11 protein-coding genes and 1 pseudogene are annotated in these 13,732 nt (G+C 67.4%); 8 read left to right on the plus strand and 4 right to left on the minus strand.

The genetic code is table 11. From position 1 onward, the window contains the following. Positions 1-30 precede the first annotated feature (30 nt). Positions 31-996, plus strand: coding sequence for an L-histidine N(alpha)-methyltransferase (gene egtD / locus FHR97_RS11065; RefSeq protein ID WP_221187772.1), 966 nt, complete (start codon positions 31-33; stop codon positions 994-996). A 50-nt stretch (positions 997-1,046) separates the two neighbouring features. On the opposite strand, the gene FHR97_RS11070 is transcribed toward egtD, so the two are convergent. Next, entirely contained in the window at positions 1,047-1,718 is a 672-nt protein-coding gene (locus FHR97_RS11070) for a hypothetical protein (protein ID WP_183383866.1), read from the minus strand. Positions 1,719-1,829: 111 nt separating this feature from the next. After that, on the minus strand, positions 1,830-2,108 hold the full coding sequence (locus FHR97_RS20525) for an XRE family transcriptional regulator (RefSeq protein WP_183383867.1): 279 nt from the start codon (positions 2,106-2,108) through the stop codon (positions 1,830-1,832). A gap of 284 nt (positions 2,109-2,392) precedes the next feature. On the opposite strand from FHR97_RS20525, the gene FHR97_RS11080 reads away from it, so the two are divergent. The 4 genes from FHR97_RS11080 to lhgO all read left to right on the plus strand — a co-directional run bounded on the left by FHR97_RS11080 (position 2,393) and on the right by lhgO (position 7,956). Further along, a complete protein-coding gene (locus tag FHR97_RS11080; protein WP_183383868.1) occupies positions 2,393-3,832 on the plus strand; it encodes an APC family permease in 1,440 nt (479 codons plus the stop codon). Positions 3,833-4,124: 292 nt separating this feature from the next. Next, positions 4,125-5,318, plus strand: coding sequence for a formaldehyde dehydrogenase, glutathione-independent (gene fdhA / locus FHR97_RS11085; RefSeq protein ID WP_183383869.1), 1,194 nt, complete (start codon positions 4,125-4,127; stop codon positions 5,316-5,318). Positions 5,319-5,691: 373 nt separating this feature from the next. Beyond that, on the plus strand, positions 5,692-6,672 hold the full coding sequence (glaH, locus tag FHR97_RS11090; protein ID WP_183383870.1) for a glutarate dioxygenase GlaH: 981 nt from the start codon (positions 5,692-5,694) through the stop codon (positions 6,670-6,672). 87 nt (positions 6,673-6,759) lie between these two features. Then, positions 6,760-7,956 (plus strand): L-2-hydroxyglutarate oxidase, encoded by a 1,197-nt coding sequence (gene lhgO, locus FHR97_RS11095; RefSeq protein ID WP_183383871.1) that lies wholly within the window; start codon positions 6,760-6,762, stop codon positions 7,954-7,956. A 132-nt stretch (positions 7,957-8,088) separates the two neighbouring features. Here the strand turns inward: lhgO and FHR97_RS20690 are convergent, their stop codons facing one another. After that, positions 8,089-8,724 carry an NAD-binding protein gene (locus FHR97_RS20690; RefSeq protein WP_425486083.1) on the minus strand — a complete coding sequence of 212 codons (636 nt, stop codon included), beginning with the start codon at positions 8,722-8,724 and terminating at the stop codon, positions 8,089-8,091. After that, a pseudogene (locus tag FHR97_RS20695) lies at positions 8,698-9,797 on the minus strand (cation:proton antiporter domain-containing protein); the annotation flags it as partial. The pseudogene FHR97_RS20695 and the gene FHR97_RS20690, both read right to left, overlap by 27 nt. Positions 9,798-10,080: 283 nt before the next feature. Here FHR97_RS20695 and FHR97_RS11105 point away from each other — a divergent pair. The 3 genes from FHR97_RS11105 to FHR97_RS11115 are packed head-to-tail and all read left to right on the plus strand — an operon-like array spanning position 10,081 to position 13,691. Further along, positions 10,081-11,043 carry a TAXI family TRAP transporter solute-binding subunit gene (locus FHR97_RS11105; RefSeq protein WP_183383872.1) on the plus strand — a complete coding sequence of 321 codons (963 nt, stop codon included), beginning with the start codon at positions 10,081-10,083 and terminating at the stop codon, positions 11,041-11,043. A gap of 11 nt (positions 11,044-11,054) precedes the next feature. Next, on the plus strand, positions 11,055-11,645 hold the full coding sequence (locus tag FHR97_RS11110; protein ID WP_246403951.1) for a DUF1850 domain-containing protein: 591 nt from the start codon (positions 11,055-11,057) through the stop codon (positions 11,643-11,645). Between the two features lie 39 nt (positions 11,646-11,684). Continuing rightward, entirely contained in the window at positions 11,685-13,691 is a 2,007-nt protein-coding gene (locus FHR97_RS11115; RefSeq protein WP_183383873.1) for a TRAP transporter permease, read from the plus strand. The last annotated feature ends 41 nt before the right edge of the window (positions 13,692-13,732 follow it).

The following is a 13,732-nucleotide window of genomic DNA, read 5'->3' on the forward strand; positions in this document are numbered from 1 at the left end:
CCTGTCAGCCATTGCCAGCGAGGGTCGTCGATGTCCGCCACTGCCGTGCGCTTCCATGACCAGCATGTCGACGAGATGGGGCCCTCGTTTCGCGACGATACGATCGCCGGGCTGGGCCGGGAGCGCAAGCGCCTCTCGCCCAAGTATTTCTATGACGAGCGCGGTTCCCGGCTCTTCGAGGCCATCTGCCGTCAACCCGAGTACTACCTGACCCGCACCGAGGAGAGCATCCTGGCCTCGGCCGCCGAGGAGATCGCCGCCATCGTCGGGCCGGAGTCGCTGCTGGTCGAACTGGGCAGCGGGGCCAGTCGCAAGGTCAGGCTGCTGCTGGAGGCGGTGCGGCCGCGACGCTACCTGGGCATCGATATCTCGCGCGACTTCCTGCTCGAGAGCACCCGCCACCTGGCGGCGGACTACCCCTGGCTGGAGGTGCATGCCGCCTGGGGCGACTTCTCGCGTCGCCTGCGCTTGCCGAGCGGCGTCGAGGGGCGGCGGGTGGTGGCCTTCTTTCCCGGTTCGAGCATCGGCAATTTCGCGCCGCCCGAGGCCGAAGCCTTCCTCGCCGGCCTGCGACGGGCGTTGCCGGCGGGCAGCGGGGTGCTGATCGGGGTCGATCTGATCAAGGATCGGCGCACCCTCGAGGCGGCCTACAACGACGCCGCCGGGGTGACGGCGGCGTTCAACCTGAACCTGCTGGAGCGGATGCGTCGGGAGCTCGGGGCCGAGATCGAGCCGGCCGCCTTCCGCCACCTGGCGTACTACCACGAGGCCGCGTCACGCATCGAGATGCATCTGGTCAGTCGGCAGGCCCAGCTGGTGCGGGTGGCCGGGCGGCCCTTCCCCTTCGCCGCCGGCGAGACCCTGCATACCGAGAATTCCTGCAAGTACAGCGTGGCGGGCTTCCAGGCGCTGGCGCAGAGAGCCGGCTATCGGCCGACGGCGCTGTGGACCGATCGCCGGGCGCTGTTCAGCATCCATTACCTGGCGCTGGGCTGACACGACGCCCCCAGGGACGCGGCGTCCAGGGGGGCGGCCAATGACTCGATCTATTGCGAGGTGGCGGAGCGCATCATGTCCTCGAAGGTCATGGCGTCCTCGGGCAGTTCGAAGGTGGACGCCGCCGGCGACTCGTCGGAGAGCTCGGCGATGCGAAAGCGGTCGCCGAAGCGCAGCATGCCGAGGCCGCGCTCCTCGAGGGTGGTGGCGATGGGGTCGGGCTCGCCGGTCATGGACTGCTGGTAGGCGTGGAAGGAGGCCATCAGCTCCCGGACCTGGGGGTTCTCGCTGAGCACCATCTCGTCGTCATGGGCGCTGCCGGCCTTGTCGGTCCACTGCAGGCGGTAGACCTCGCCCTCGAGACCGGCGATGGTCTCCGTCTCGCCGGTGGCCTCCAGGGCATCGACGGCGCTGGCCTGCTGGCTGGCGATGCCGGCGCTGGCCTGGTCGCCGCCCATGTTCTCCGCCATCTCGCGGAGCCTGGCCATGTCCATGACCATCGTCTGGCCCTGCATCTGGCTGACCATGTAGCCCTTGCCGTCCTTGAGCAGCATGAAGCCCGCCTGGGCCTGCTGGGGGAAGTCCATGCGCAGGTCGTCGCCCGCCCAACTGACCTCCATGGTGGCACCGCCCTGGTCGGAGCGGGTCTCCAGTGTGGCCTGTCCATCGGCGAGGACGGGCAGCGAGGCGGCCAGCAGCAGGCCGGTCACGAGGTGTCGCATGTGGGGATCTCCCTCTGTTTCGAATCCATGAAGATCTCGAATCCATGAAGGCCGGCAGTCGCATGCGTGCCGGCCCTTATCCTGGTCCGTTCGGACGGGGCGGCCGAGGGCTCAGGGTGGGGTGAGCTGGGGGTCGATGGTCCGGCGCAGCGTCTGGAGCTCGTCGAGGGTGAGCTGCTCGAGACGACCGGAGAGGAGGTCGCTGATCTTCTGCATCGGGATGCCGGCGCGGCGAGCGATGTCGCGGTTGCCCAGATCCGATACGGCGATCAACCGGGTAATGATGCGCATGAGGCGAGTGCGTTGTTCCAGATCCCTGACATCGAGGTCAGGGCACCTTCGCGGAGGGTCGAGGAGTTCCGCGGCGGTCGAGGGGCTTGCCGTGCTCATGATGCTCCAAGGGACAGAATCGACGGCTACAGCATGCAGCCTTTTTCCTGGTTTCGCCAGTGTCGAGACGGGGGGATCGAGCGGCGGCGAAGCCGGGGCGCCGTAAGGCGCTGTATGACGGGCCTTGTTTATCAGTATAGAGTGATTAATGCGACCAAAGTGGGGGTTACCCGCCCGGAAAGTCGACTTGTCGGTGGGCGATGGAGTGGTCTACTTTGTCGATACTTTTGATGAAAGTTGTAATTTTCACAAAAAATCAAACTCGCTGATGAGAGGGAAGTGACATGAACGAGACGTCGCCCACGGAGACGCACCTGACGCGGGTGCTGGCCCGCAAGGATGTGCTGGCCCTGGCCTTCGGCGCCATGATCGGCTGGGGGTGGATCGTGCTGACCGGCAGCTGGATCCAGTCCGCCGGCAGCCTCGGCGCCATCACCGCCTTCCTGCTCGGCGGGGTGGTGATCGTGCTGGTGGGCCTGACCTATGCCGAGCTGGCCTCGGCGATGCCCCAGGTGGGTGGCGAGCATGTCTACAGCTATCGCGCCATGGGGCATTTCGCCTCCTTCCTGTGCACCTGGGCGATCACCCTGGGCTATGTCAGCGTGGTGGCCTTCGAGGCCGTGGCCTTGCCCACCGTGGTGGAGCATCTCTTCCCGGACTATGCGGTCGGTCAGCTGTGGACCATCGCCGGCTGGGACGTCAAGGCCACCTGGGTGGCGGTCGGGGTGGCCGGGTCCGTGGCGATGATGGCGATCAACTACCTCGGCGTGCGCACCGCCGCCCTGGTGCAGAAGGTGGTCACCCTGCTGATCCTGGCGGTCGGCATCATGTTCATCACCGGGGCGCTGTTCGAGGGCAGCACCGCCACCATGGATCCGCTGTTCAACGTCGAGCAGGGCGTGATCGGCGGCATCATGACGGTGATCATCATGGTGCCCTTCATGTTCGTGGGCTTCGACGTCATTCCCCAGGCCGCGGAGGAGATCAACCTGCCGTTCCGGGAGATCGGCCGGGTGCTGATGATCTCGGTGATCCTGGCGGTGTTCTGGTACGCCTTCATCATCCTCGGCACCGCCCTGATGCTCGACCCCGCGGCCCTGGCCGAGAGCTCCCTGGCGGTGCCGGATGCCATGCAGGCGGCCTTCCAGGCGCCCTGGGCCGGCAACCTGATGATCCTGGCCGGCATCGCGGGCATCATCACCAGCTGGAATGCCTTCTACATCGGCGGCTCCCGGGCCATCTACGCGCTGGCGCACTCCGGCATGCTGCCGGCCTTCCTCGCCAGGCTGCATCCCCGGCACCGCACGCCCACCAATGCCATCCTGCTGATGGGCCTTCTCTCCAGCATCGCGCCCTTCTTCGGTCGGCCGGCGCTGGTCTGGCTGGTGGTCGCCGGCGGCCTGGGCATCGTCATCGCCTACCTCTTCGTGTCGCTGTCCTTCGTGATGCTGCGCCGGCGTGAGCCGGACCTGCCGCGCCCCTTCCGGGTGCGTCGCGGCAAGACCGTCGGCGCGCTGTCGGTGATCCTGTCGCTGGCGCTGGTCGGCATGTACCTGCCCGGCAGCCCCTCGGCGCTCTCCACCATCGAGTGGGCCATGTTCGCCGGCTGGATGCTGCTCGGCCTGGCGCTGTACGGCTGGTCGCGGGCCCGCTATGGCGTGGCCTACAGCGACACCATGATGCAGCGCGAGCTGGCCGGCGCCGAGTCCGGCGCGGGACGCTGAGCGTCGCCATCGGCTCCGCCAGTTCCGAGCCCCGGCCCGTCAGGGCCGGGGCTGTTGCCGGGGCGCCGCCCCCGCCAGCATCGGGCGCTCGGGTTCATGACATCACCTCATCAACAGCCCGGAAGAAAAATCGATATGTCTCGCTGATTGACCCGCTCAGACTCGACCATTGCCTACAATAAATAATTGGCGCAATGACATCCTTGGCGATCGGCAATGTCACCCGGCCAAGCCTCCTGGGGCTTCCGGAGTCGTACGCCTCGATGTCCCGGCCAGACAACAGGAGGCAATCATGAGCACAGCCAACCGCGGCGTCGTCTACAAGGGCCCGGGAGAGGTCGCCGTCGAATCCATCGCCTATCCGGAACTCGCCCTCGGCAACCGCAAGTGCCAGCACGGCGTGATCCTCAAGGTGGTCACCACCAACATCTGCGGCAGCGACCAGCACATGGTGCGCGGCCGCACCACCGCGCCCCCCGGCCTGGTGCTGGGCCACGAGATCACCGGGGTGGTCATCGAAGCCGGCCGCGACGTCGAATTCATCCGCCCGGGCGACCTGGTCTCGGTGCCGTTCAACATCGCCTGCGGCCGCTGCCGCAACTGCAAGGCCGGCCAGACCGGCATCTGCCTCAACGTCAATCCGGCGCGTCCCGGCGCCGCCTACGGCTATGTCGACATGGGCGGCTGGGTCGGCGGCCAGACCGAATACGTCATGGTGCCCTACGCCGACTTCAACCTGCTGAAGTTCCCGGACGCCGACCAGGCCATGGAGAAGATCAAGGACCTGACCCTGCTGTCCGACATCTTCCCCACCGGCTTCCACGGCTGCGTCACCGCCGGCGTCGGCCCGGGCTCCACCGTCTACATCGCCGGCGCCGGCCCGGTGGGCCTGGCCGCCGCGGTCTCCGCCCAGCTGCTGGGCGCCGCCTGCGTGATCGTCGGCGACATGATCGAGGAGCGCCTGGCCCAGGCCCGCAGCTTCGGCTGCGAGACCCTCGACCTGACCCAGGACGGCGACATGGCCGACAAGATCGAGGCGATCCTCGGCGAGCGCGAGGTCGATGCCTTCGTCGACTGCGTCGGCTTCGAGGCCCATGCCTGCGGCCACAACCACGGCAAGGAGGCGCCGGCCAACGTGTTGAACTCCGCCATGTCGCTGACCCGCGCCGGCGGCCAGATCGGCATCCCGGGGCTGTACGTGACCGAGGACCCGGGCGCGGCCGACGAGGCGGCCAAGCACGGTGCGCTGAGCATGCGCTTCGGCCTCGGCTGGGCCAAGTCGCATTCCTTGCATACCGGCCAATGCCCGGTGATGCAGTACCACCGGCCGCTGATGCAGGCGATCCTGTTCGACAAGGTCAAGATCGCCGATGCGGTCAACGTCCAGATGATCACCCTGGACGAGGCGCCGCAGGGCTATGCCGACTTCGATGGCGGCGCGGCCAAGAAATTCGTCATGGACCCCCACGGCAGCGTGGCGGCTTGAAAGGACCGGCTGGCGGCGCGGCGAGCCGGTTCGGGGGATCGACCCCCGCGGCAGCGTCGCCGCCTGATCGAGCCTTGAATCGAACGGCCTCGCTCAGCAATGAGCGAGGCCGTGTTCATTCTGTTGATCTCGATCAGCCTCTTTCGCTCGCTGCTCCGGGAGCCGGTCCCTCAGCAGCAGCCCTCCGAGACGGGGCCCGGCCACAGGCTCTGAGCCATTGGCGAGAACGCTCTCACGCCCACCAACGAGGCCCGGCCAATGCCGGGCCTCGTTTCGTTGGCTCCCGCCTGTTGGGTCATGCCGTTGTGTTGATGTTTTATAAAAATGTAGATATTTTATGAGACATCGATGCTCGAGACCATGGAGACCCCCGATGACCGCGCTGACTCGCCTTCCCGACACCGCCATGCCGCTGCCCGCCGACCTCCAGGGCTTCACCCTGGCGCCGTCCCCTCAGTCGCCGCGGCTGCTGCGGCTGACCGTCTCACGGCCGGTGGTCGAGGCCTTCCTGGCCGCCGTGGTCGACTGGCCCGTCCAGGCCCTGGAGTACAAGTCCATGCTGCGCTTCCGGGTGGCCAGGATCCTCGACGACCTGTGCGGCAATACCCTGCAGCCGGTGCTGATCAATACCCTGGTGGATCGCGAGACGGGCGGCCTGCAGGTCACGCCCGAGGGCCTCGATGACGTCGAGCAGGCCGACGAGATGGTCAAGTTCGCCACCGCCGTGGCTCACCTGATGGGACGCTCCAACTTCGATGCCATGAGCGGCCAGTACTATGCGCGCTTCGTGGTCAAGAACGTGGACGCCTCGGACAGCTACCTGCGCCAGCCGCATCGGGTGATGGAACTGCACAACGACGGCACCTTCGTCGAGCAGGACACCGACTACGTGCTGATGATGAAGATCGACGAGCAGCACATGCAGGGCGGCGACTCGTTGCTGCTGCACCTGGACGACTGGGAGGACCTGTCGCGCTTCCACCGCCATCCGCTGGCGCGTCGCGAGATGCGCTGGATCGCGCCGCCCAGCAAGAACGTCGCGCGGGATGTCTTCCACCCGGTGTTCGACGTCGACGTCGAGGGGCGGCCGATCATGTCCTATATCGATCAGTTCGTGCAGCCTCGGGACTTCGAGGAGGGCAACTGGCTGTGCGATCTCTCCGAGTCCCTGGAGGGGAGCCCGGCGATCCTCTCGGTGCCCAACCCGGTGGGCAGCTTCCTGTTGATCAACAACCACTTCTGGTTGCACGGCCGGGATCGCTTCACGCCGCATCCGGAACTGCGCCGGGAGCTGATGCGACAGCGTGGCCACTTCACCCACGCCAGGACGCTGCGCGAACCGTGTCGGCGGTGAGGCGCCATGCCCCGGCCGATGGGTTACCCTGACGAGGCCACGCCGTCACCACAGGCGTGGCCGTCGCATCAGAACAACGAGGACGGCATGTACGATTTCATCATCATCGGCGGCGGAATCCTGGGCATGTCCACCGCCATGCAGCTCAAGCAGGCCTACCCGGATCGCCGCATGCTGGTGGTGGAGAAGGAGGCCGGCGCGGCTCGCCACCAGACCGGTCACAACAGCGGCGTGATCCATGCCGGCGTCTACTACACGCCGGGCAGCCTCAAGGCCCGCTTCTGCCTGGCCGGCAACCGCGCCACCCGGGAGTTCTGCGATGCCCACGACATCGCCTACGACATCTGCGGCAAGCTGCTGGTGGCCACCAATGCCCTGGAGAGGCAGCGCATGAAGGCGCTGTGGGAGCGCACCGCCGCCAATGGCCTGGAGCGGGAATGGCTGGAAGCCGAGGCGCTCGCCGAGCGCGAACCCAATATCACGGGCATCGGCGGCATCTTCGTGCCCTCCAGCGGCATCGTCAACTTTGCCGCCGTGACCCGGGCCATGGCCGCCGAATTCGAGCGGATGGGCGGCGAGATCCGCTACGGGGCCGAGGTCACCGCCCTGGAGGAGCGTCGCCGGGAGGTGGTGGTGACCACCGGCGCCGGCGAGTTCACCGGTCGTTACCTGGTGACCTGCTCGGGACTGATGGCCGACCGGGTGGTGCGCATGCTGGGCCAGGATCCCGGCTTCACCATCTGCCCGTTCCGCGGTGAGTACTACCGGCTGCCCGCGCGGCACAACGACATCGTCAACCATCTGATCTACCCCATCCCGGATCCCGCCATGCCATTTCTCGGCGTGCACCTGACGCGGATGATCGACGGCTCCGTCACCGTCGGCCCCAACGCCGTGCTGGCCTTCAAGCGCGAGGGCTATCGCAAGCGCGATGTCTCGCCCCGCGACCTGGCGCAGATGCTCACCGACCCAGGCATCCTCAAGGTGCTGGGGCGCAACCTGCGCCCCGGCCTCGCCGAGATGAAGAACTCGCTGCACAAGCGGGGCTATCTGGAGCTGGTGCGCAAGTACTGCCCGAGCCTCGCCCTCGACGACCTGGGCGACTATCCCGCCGGGGTCCGCGCCCAGGCGGTCTCCCGGGACGGCAGGCTGGTGGACGACTTCCTGTTCGTGAACACCCCGCGCACGGTGAACGTGGGCAATGCGCCATCGCCGGCGGCCACCTCGGCGATCCCCATCGGCGCGCATATCGTCGAGAGGGTGAAGCAGCAGCTCGGAGACTGAGGCTTCTCGACGCCGGCGGCCTCCTCGCTTCGGGGACCGCCTGGTGTGCCGCCATGGGATCCGCTTCCGGCACGGTGACAGGGCGGGCGAAGCCCCCCGGCGCGGGCCAGGGCGCGAGGTCGCGGTCGAGGCCTATCCCGGGTGGTCGGCCGATGGCGCAACGCGCTTCAGGATATGCTCGGCCATCCCCTTCGCCAGCTCATCCTCGCCGCAGAAGATGCAATCGACGGCCTCCCTGGCCAGCAGGCTGGCGTCGTCTTCGCTCTGGGCGCGTACCGCCACTTCGATGTCGGGATTCAGCGCTCTCGCCGTCCCGGTCATCTGATGCACGTCGAGAGTATCGGAAATGGCGATGACCAGCATGGCGGCACGGGCGATGTGCGCCTGTATCAGCACGGATGGCTCGGCGGCGTTTCCCGATACGGCCGCGATATCCTGCCGGCGCAGCGCTTCCACCAGTTCCCGGTTCTGTTCGACCACGACGAACGGGATACCCCGTCGGCCCAGCGCCTCACCGATCTGTCGGCCGACGCGGCCATGACCGACCAGCACCACTTGTCCCTCGAGGTAGCGATCTTCGGTCGACAGGGGGAGCTCGGCGAAGGGGTCCTGGCGTTGATCCAGTTGACGGGCCAGGCGGGAATTTTCCAGCACCTTGTTACGCAGCGGCTCGATCAGGCCGAAAATCATGGGATTGAGCGCGATCGAGATCAAGGCGCCGGCCAGGATCAGGCTCTGTCCTTCGGCGGTGAGGAGACCCAGTGACATGCCGAGGCCGGCCAGGATGAAGGAAAATTCCCCGATCTGGGCGAGGCTGGCCGCCACCGTGAAGGCCGTGCTGAGTGGATAGTGAAAGGCGGTGACCAGCAAGGCGGCGGCGACGGACTTGCCGATGATGATGATGGCCACGACGCCGATCACGCGAAGCGGGCTGTCGATCAGCACCCCAGGCTCGAACAGCATGCCCACGGAGACGAAGAACAGCACCGCGAAGGCATCACGCAACGGCAAGGATTCTTCCGCCGCCCGGTGGCTGAACGTCGATTCCCGCATGACCATGCCGGCGAAGAAGGCGCCGAGCGCGAAGGAAACGCCAAAGAGTTCGGCGGCACCGAAGGCGATGGTGATCGCCGCCGCAATGACGGCAAGCGTGAACAGCTCCCGGGAGCCTGTCCGGGCCACCAGCCACAGCACCCAGGGCATGACGCGGCGTCCCACGATCAACATCAAGGCCACGAAGGCGCCGACCTGCAGGAACGTCAGGCCCAGGGTCCGCCAGAGGGGAGACTGGAGGGAGCCGTCTGTCTCGGTACCGCCGAGCATCCCGGCCAAGGGGGGGAGCAGCACCAGCACCACCACCATGGCCAGGTCTTCCACGACCAGCCAGCCGACCGCAATGTAGCCATTCATCGACGCGAGGATCCCGCGGGCTTCCAGCGCCTTGAACAGTACCACCGTGCTGGCCACCGACAGCGAGAGGCCGAACACCAGGCTACTACCGAGCCCCAGCCCCAGGCCCCTGCGAGCGCCATGCCCAGGAGCGTCGCCACCGTCATCTGGGCAATGGCACCCGGCAGTGCCACGTGCTTGACCGAGAGCAGGTTATCCAGGGAGAAGCGCAGGCCTACGCCGAACATCAGCAGCATGATGCCCAACTCGGCCAGCTGACTCGCGGTAGCCATGTCGGCCACGTAGCCCGGTGTCGCCGGCCCGATGGCGATGCCTGCCAGGAGATAACCCAGCAGAGCGGGAAGCTTCAATTTGTCGGCGAGGATGCCGAGCACCAGGGCGAGACCCAAGCCTGCGGCCAACGTCGTGATGAGTGTCGTGTCGTGGGGCATGGATCCTGCGTCGCTGTGATGGCCGTTGGTTGGGCGTCAATTCGACTCATGTCCTCGAATGTCCAGGCTGGACCAGTATATGTCCAATCCTTCGGTGGCGACTCGCCCCCGCGGCTCGCCGCACGAGCCGGGATGGGTCGGTTTTTTGCCGAAAGTATTAGGGAACGTAGAAATATTACCTGGCCCCGACGTCGGGGGGCTGCTAGCGTCTTTCCTGGCGGCGAGCGAAAGCCTCGTCCATAACAAGGACAACGCCTTACCGATTCGCGACGGAGGATCCTTCATGCGAGCACTCAAGTATGCCCTGGCGGCCTCACTGCTGGTGGCGGCCCCCGCGGCCCTGGCCCAGCAGCAGCTGTCCATCGCCACCGGCGGTACCGGCGGCACCTACTACCCCTATGGCGGTGGCCTGGCCGAGCTGATCGGCGAGCACGTCGAGGGCTACGACGCCGTGGCCGAGGTCACCGGCGCCTCGGTGGAGAACATGGGGCTGGTCTGGCGCGGCGACTCCGACCTGGCGCTGGCCCTGGCCGATACCGTCTACCAGGCCTATAACGGCACCGGCGACTTCGAGGGCCGCCAACTGGAGAACATCCGTGCGCTGGCATCGATCTACCCCAACGCCGTGCAGATCGTCACCCTGGCGGATTCCGGCATCGAGTCGCTGTCCGACCTCGAGGGCAAGACGGTCTCGGTGGGCGCGCCGGGCAGCGGCACCGAGCTCAATGCCCGGGCGGTGCTGGAGTCCAACGGCATCACCTACGACGACATCGATGCGCGCCGGCTCAACTTCAACGAGACCGCCGATGCCATCCGCGACGGCGACATCGACGCCGGCTTCTGGAGCGTCGGCCCGCCCACCAGCTCGATCCTCAACCTGGCCACCACCCGCGACATCCGGCTGATCGGCCTGACCGAGGAGGAGATCGCCAACGCCCAGGCCGAGTCGCCGGTATTCGCCGCCTACCAGCTCAAGGCCGGGCTCTACGAGGGCATGGAAGAAGCGGTGCAGACCATCGGCATCCCCAACGTGCTGGCGGTGAGCAGCGAGATGGACGAGGAGCTGGCCTACCAGATCACCAGGACGCTGTTCGAGCAGACCGACCAGCTGATCGCCATCCACCCGGCGGCCAACGACACCACCGTCGAGTTCAGCGTCGAGTCCACGCCCATCGCCTTCCATCCCGGCGCGCTGCGCTACTACGAGGAAGTGGGCGCCGAGATCGCCGACCGTCAGCGTCCCTGAGTGACGTCGACATGTCGCTGCTGACCCGGGGGCGGGCCGCCTGGCTCGCCCCCTGGCTGTGGTGCATGCTGGGGATCGCCTCGCCGGCCCTGGCCGATGCCGGGTGTCCGACCCACGAGCTGCGGGTCCGCGATGCCCAGGGCCAGGCCCTGGTACGGCTGCCGATGCCGGAAGGGGCCGGCTGGTGCCTGGCCTGGAACCACTCCGTGGAGGGCTTTCCCGTTCACGACTGCTATCGCAACCGGGGCGGGCACATGGTGCTCGTGCGCAGCCACCTGCCGGACTTCGCCGCCGGCCTGGATCACATTCCGGGGCGTGGCCGCCAGGTCTCCGATGGGGAGGGCGGCTACTGGATCGAGGAGATCGACGAGCCGGTACCCGGTGATCACTACCGCCTGCGGGTGGGCACCAGACGCGTCGATCATCGCCTGGTGCGCCACGGCGAGCCGAGCCTGGCGGCCCTGCTGGACGGGGCCCGGGACTGCGGTGCGGGGCGCTACGCCGACGTATCGGCGGCCCCGGTGGTGGTGAGCCTGAGCGAGCGGGCCGCCAATGCGCGCGTGACGGTGTCATTGGAAGCCCTGGAAACTGCGAATCCCTGACCGGATATCCCATTTGCGAGAGACGCGAGAGAGACGCCCATGAGCGAAGCGGGTCCTTCCCCCATCGTCCCCGGTAGCCAGGCGCCGCACTCGCGCCCGGTGCTGTGGCTGATCAGCCTGGTGGCCGTGACGCTGTCGCTGTTCCAGCTGTATTCCGCCGGCATCGAGCCGCTGGGCCTGTTCTACCAGCGCAGCATCCACCTGGCGCTGATCATGATGCTGGCCTTCCTGATGTTTCCGGTCTTCGGCCCCCGGCACCGACGGGGACTGGTCGGCGGGGCGATCGACCTGGTGTTCTTCGCCGGGGCGGTGATCACCGGCGGCTACCTGGTGCTGTACCTCGACGAGATCATCAACCGTGCGGGCTTCTGGAGCCGGACCGACATCGTGATCGGCTGCATCGCCACCGTTACCGTGCTCGAGGCGAGCCGGCGGGCGGTGGGGCTCGGCATGACGATCATCGGCATCCTGGCCATCCTCTACGCCTTCGCCGGACCCCGCGGCGAGCTGCCCTGGCTCGGCCAGTTCCTGCCCGGCATCCTCGAGCACCGCGGCTACAACCTGGATCGCCTCGTCGGCCAGCTGTACCTGGGCCAGGAGGGCATTTTCGGCCTGCCCATGGGCGTGGCGGCCACCTATATCTTCATCTTCGTGCTGTTCGGCGCCTTCCTCGAGATCACCGGCGCCGGCAAGTTCTTCATCGATCTGGCCTATGCCGCCACCGGGCGGCAGCGCGGCGGGCCGGCCAAGGCCGCGGTCATCGCCTCGGCCGGCATGGGCTCGATCTCCGGCAGCGCCATCGCCAACGTGGTGACCACCGGGGCCTTCACCATCCCGCTGATGAAGCGCCTGGGCTACAAGCCCCACCAGGCCGGCGGCATCGAGGCGGCCGCCTCCACCGGCGGCCAGATCATGCCGCCGCTGATGGGGGCCGGCGCCTTCCTGATCGCCGAGTACACTCGCATGCCCTACCTGGACGTGGTCAAGGTCAGCATCCTGCCGGCGATCATGTACTTCTCCACCGTCTACTTGTTCGTGCACATCATCGCGCTCAAGCAGGGCATGCAGGGCATGACTCGGAGCGAGCTGCCGCAGATGCGCGACGTCATGGGCGCCGGCTGGCACTTCCTGCTGCCGCTGGCGGTGCTGGTCTGGCTGCTGGTGATGAACATGTCGCCGATGCGGGTGGGCTACTACGCCATCCTCACCATGCTGGCGGTGGCGGCGGCTCGCTTCGCCGTGTGGTTCCTGTTCATCGCGCCGCGCGAGGGCCAGCGGGTGACCGGCGAAACCCTGCGAGAGGCGGTGAAGAGCGGGCTGGTCAAGCTGGTCGGCGGCCTGGAACTCGGGGCCCGCAATGCGGTGGCGGTGTCGATGGCCTGTGCCGTGGCGGGGATCATCGTCGGGGTGGTGGGCCTGACCGGCCTGGGGCTCAAGTTCTCGGCGATGATGATGGCCTTCTCCGGCGGCAACCTGCTGCTGGCGCTGGTGATGGTGCTGCTGGCCAGCCTGGTGCTGGGCATGGGGCTGCCGGTGACCGCCAGCTACATCGTGCTGATCGTGCTGGTCGGCCCGGCCTTGACCGCGGAGTTCGGGGTGCCGCTGCTGATCGCCCACCTGGTGGTGTTCTGGTACTCCCAGGATTCCAACGTCACCCCGCCCATCGCGCTGGCCGGCTTCGCCGGGGCGGCCATCGCCGGGGCCAAGCCCATGGACACCGGCTTCCAGGCCTGGAAGTTCGCCAAGGGGCTCTACCTGATCCCGCTGTTCATGGTCTTCAACCCGGAGATCATCATGGGCGGGCCCTTGCCGCTGCTGGTGTGGAGCGCGCTGACCGCCTTCCTGGCGCTGGGCGCCTTCGCCGCGGCCCTGGAAGGCTATCTGTTCACGCGGATGTCGGCACCGGTGCGGCTGGTGCTGCTGCCGGCCATCGTCGCGGTCTTTTATCCGAGCCTCGTCGCCGAGGTAGTCGGGGCGGCGGTGATGGCGCTGGCGCTTGTCGGCAACTGGCTGGCCAGCCGGCGGGAGGTGGTGGCCGCCGGCTAGCCTCGCCGGTGCGGCCACGCACAGGCCCCGCCCCGAGGTCC

The organism is Halomonas stenophila (assembly GCF_014192275.1).
Lineage (GTDB): Bacteria > Pseudomonadota > Gammaproteobacteria > Pseudomonadales > Halomonadaceae > Halomonas > Halomonas stenophila.

What these genes read in the sequence shown, in the direction of transcription:
- FHR97_RS11070 (WP_183383866.1), bottom strand. Translation starts at nt 1,718, where the DNA reads ATGCGACACCTCGTGACCGGCCTGCTGCTGGCCGCCTCGCTGCCCGTC.
- fdhA (WP_183383869.1), top strand. Translation starts at nt 4,125, where the DNA reads ATGAGCACAGCCAACCGCGGCGTCGTCTACAAGGGCCCGGGAGAGGTC.
- FHR97_RS11105 (WP_183383872.1), top strand. Translation starts at nt 10,081, where the DNA reads ATGCGAGCACTCAAGTATGCCCTGGCGGCCTCACTGCTGGTGGCGGCC.
- lhgO (WP_183383871.1), top strand. Translation starts at nt 6,760, where the DNA reads ATGTACGATTTCATCATCATCGGCGGCGGAATCCTGGGCATGTCCACC.
- FHR97_RS11115 (WP_183383873.1), top strand. Translation starts at nt 11,685, where the DNA reads ATGAGCGAAGCGGGTCCTTCCCCCATCGTCCCCGGTAGCCAGGCGCCG.
- FHR97_RS11110 (WP_246403951.1), top strand. Translation starts at nt 11,055, where the DNA reads ATGTCGCTGCTGACCCGGGGGCGGGCCGCCTGGCTCGCCCCCTGGCTG.
- FHR97_RS20690 (WP_425486083.1), bottom strand. Translation starts at nt 8,724, where the DNA reads ATGTCACTGGGTCTCCTCACCGCCGAAGGACAGAGCCTGATCCTGGCC.
- glaH (WP_183383870.1), top strand. Translation starts at nt 5,692, where the DNA reads ATGACCGCGCTGACTCGCCTTCCCGACACCGCCATGCCGCTGCCCGCC.
- egtD (WP_221187772.1), top strand. Translation starts at nt 31, where the DNA reads ATGTCCGCCACTGCCGTGCGCTTCCATGACCAGCATGTCGACGAGATG.
- FHR97_RS11080 (WP_183383868.1), top strand. Translation starts at nt 2,393, where the DNA reads ATGAACGAGACGTCGCCCACGGAGACGCACCTGACGCGGGTGCTGGCC.
- FHR97_RS20525 (WP_183383867.1), bottom strand. Translation starts at nt 2,108, where the DNA reads ATGAGCACGGCAAGCCCCTCGACCGCCGCGGAACTCCTCGACCCTCCG.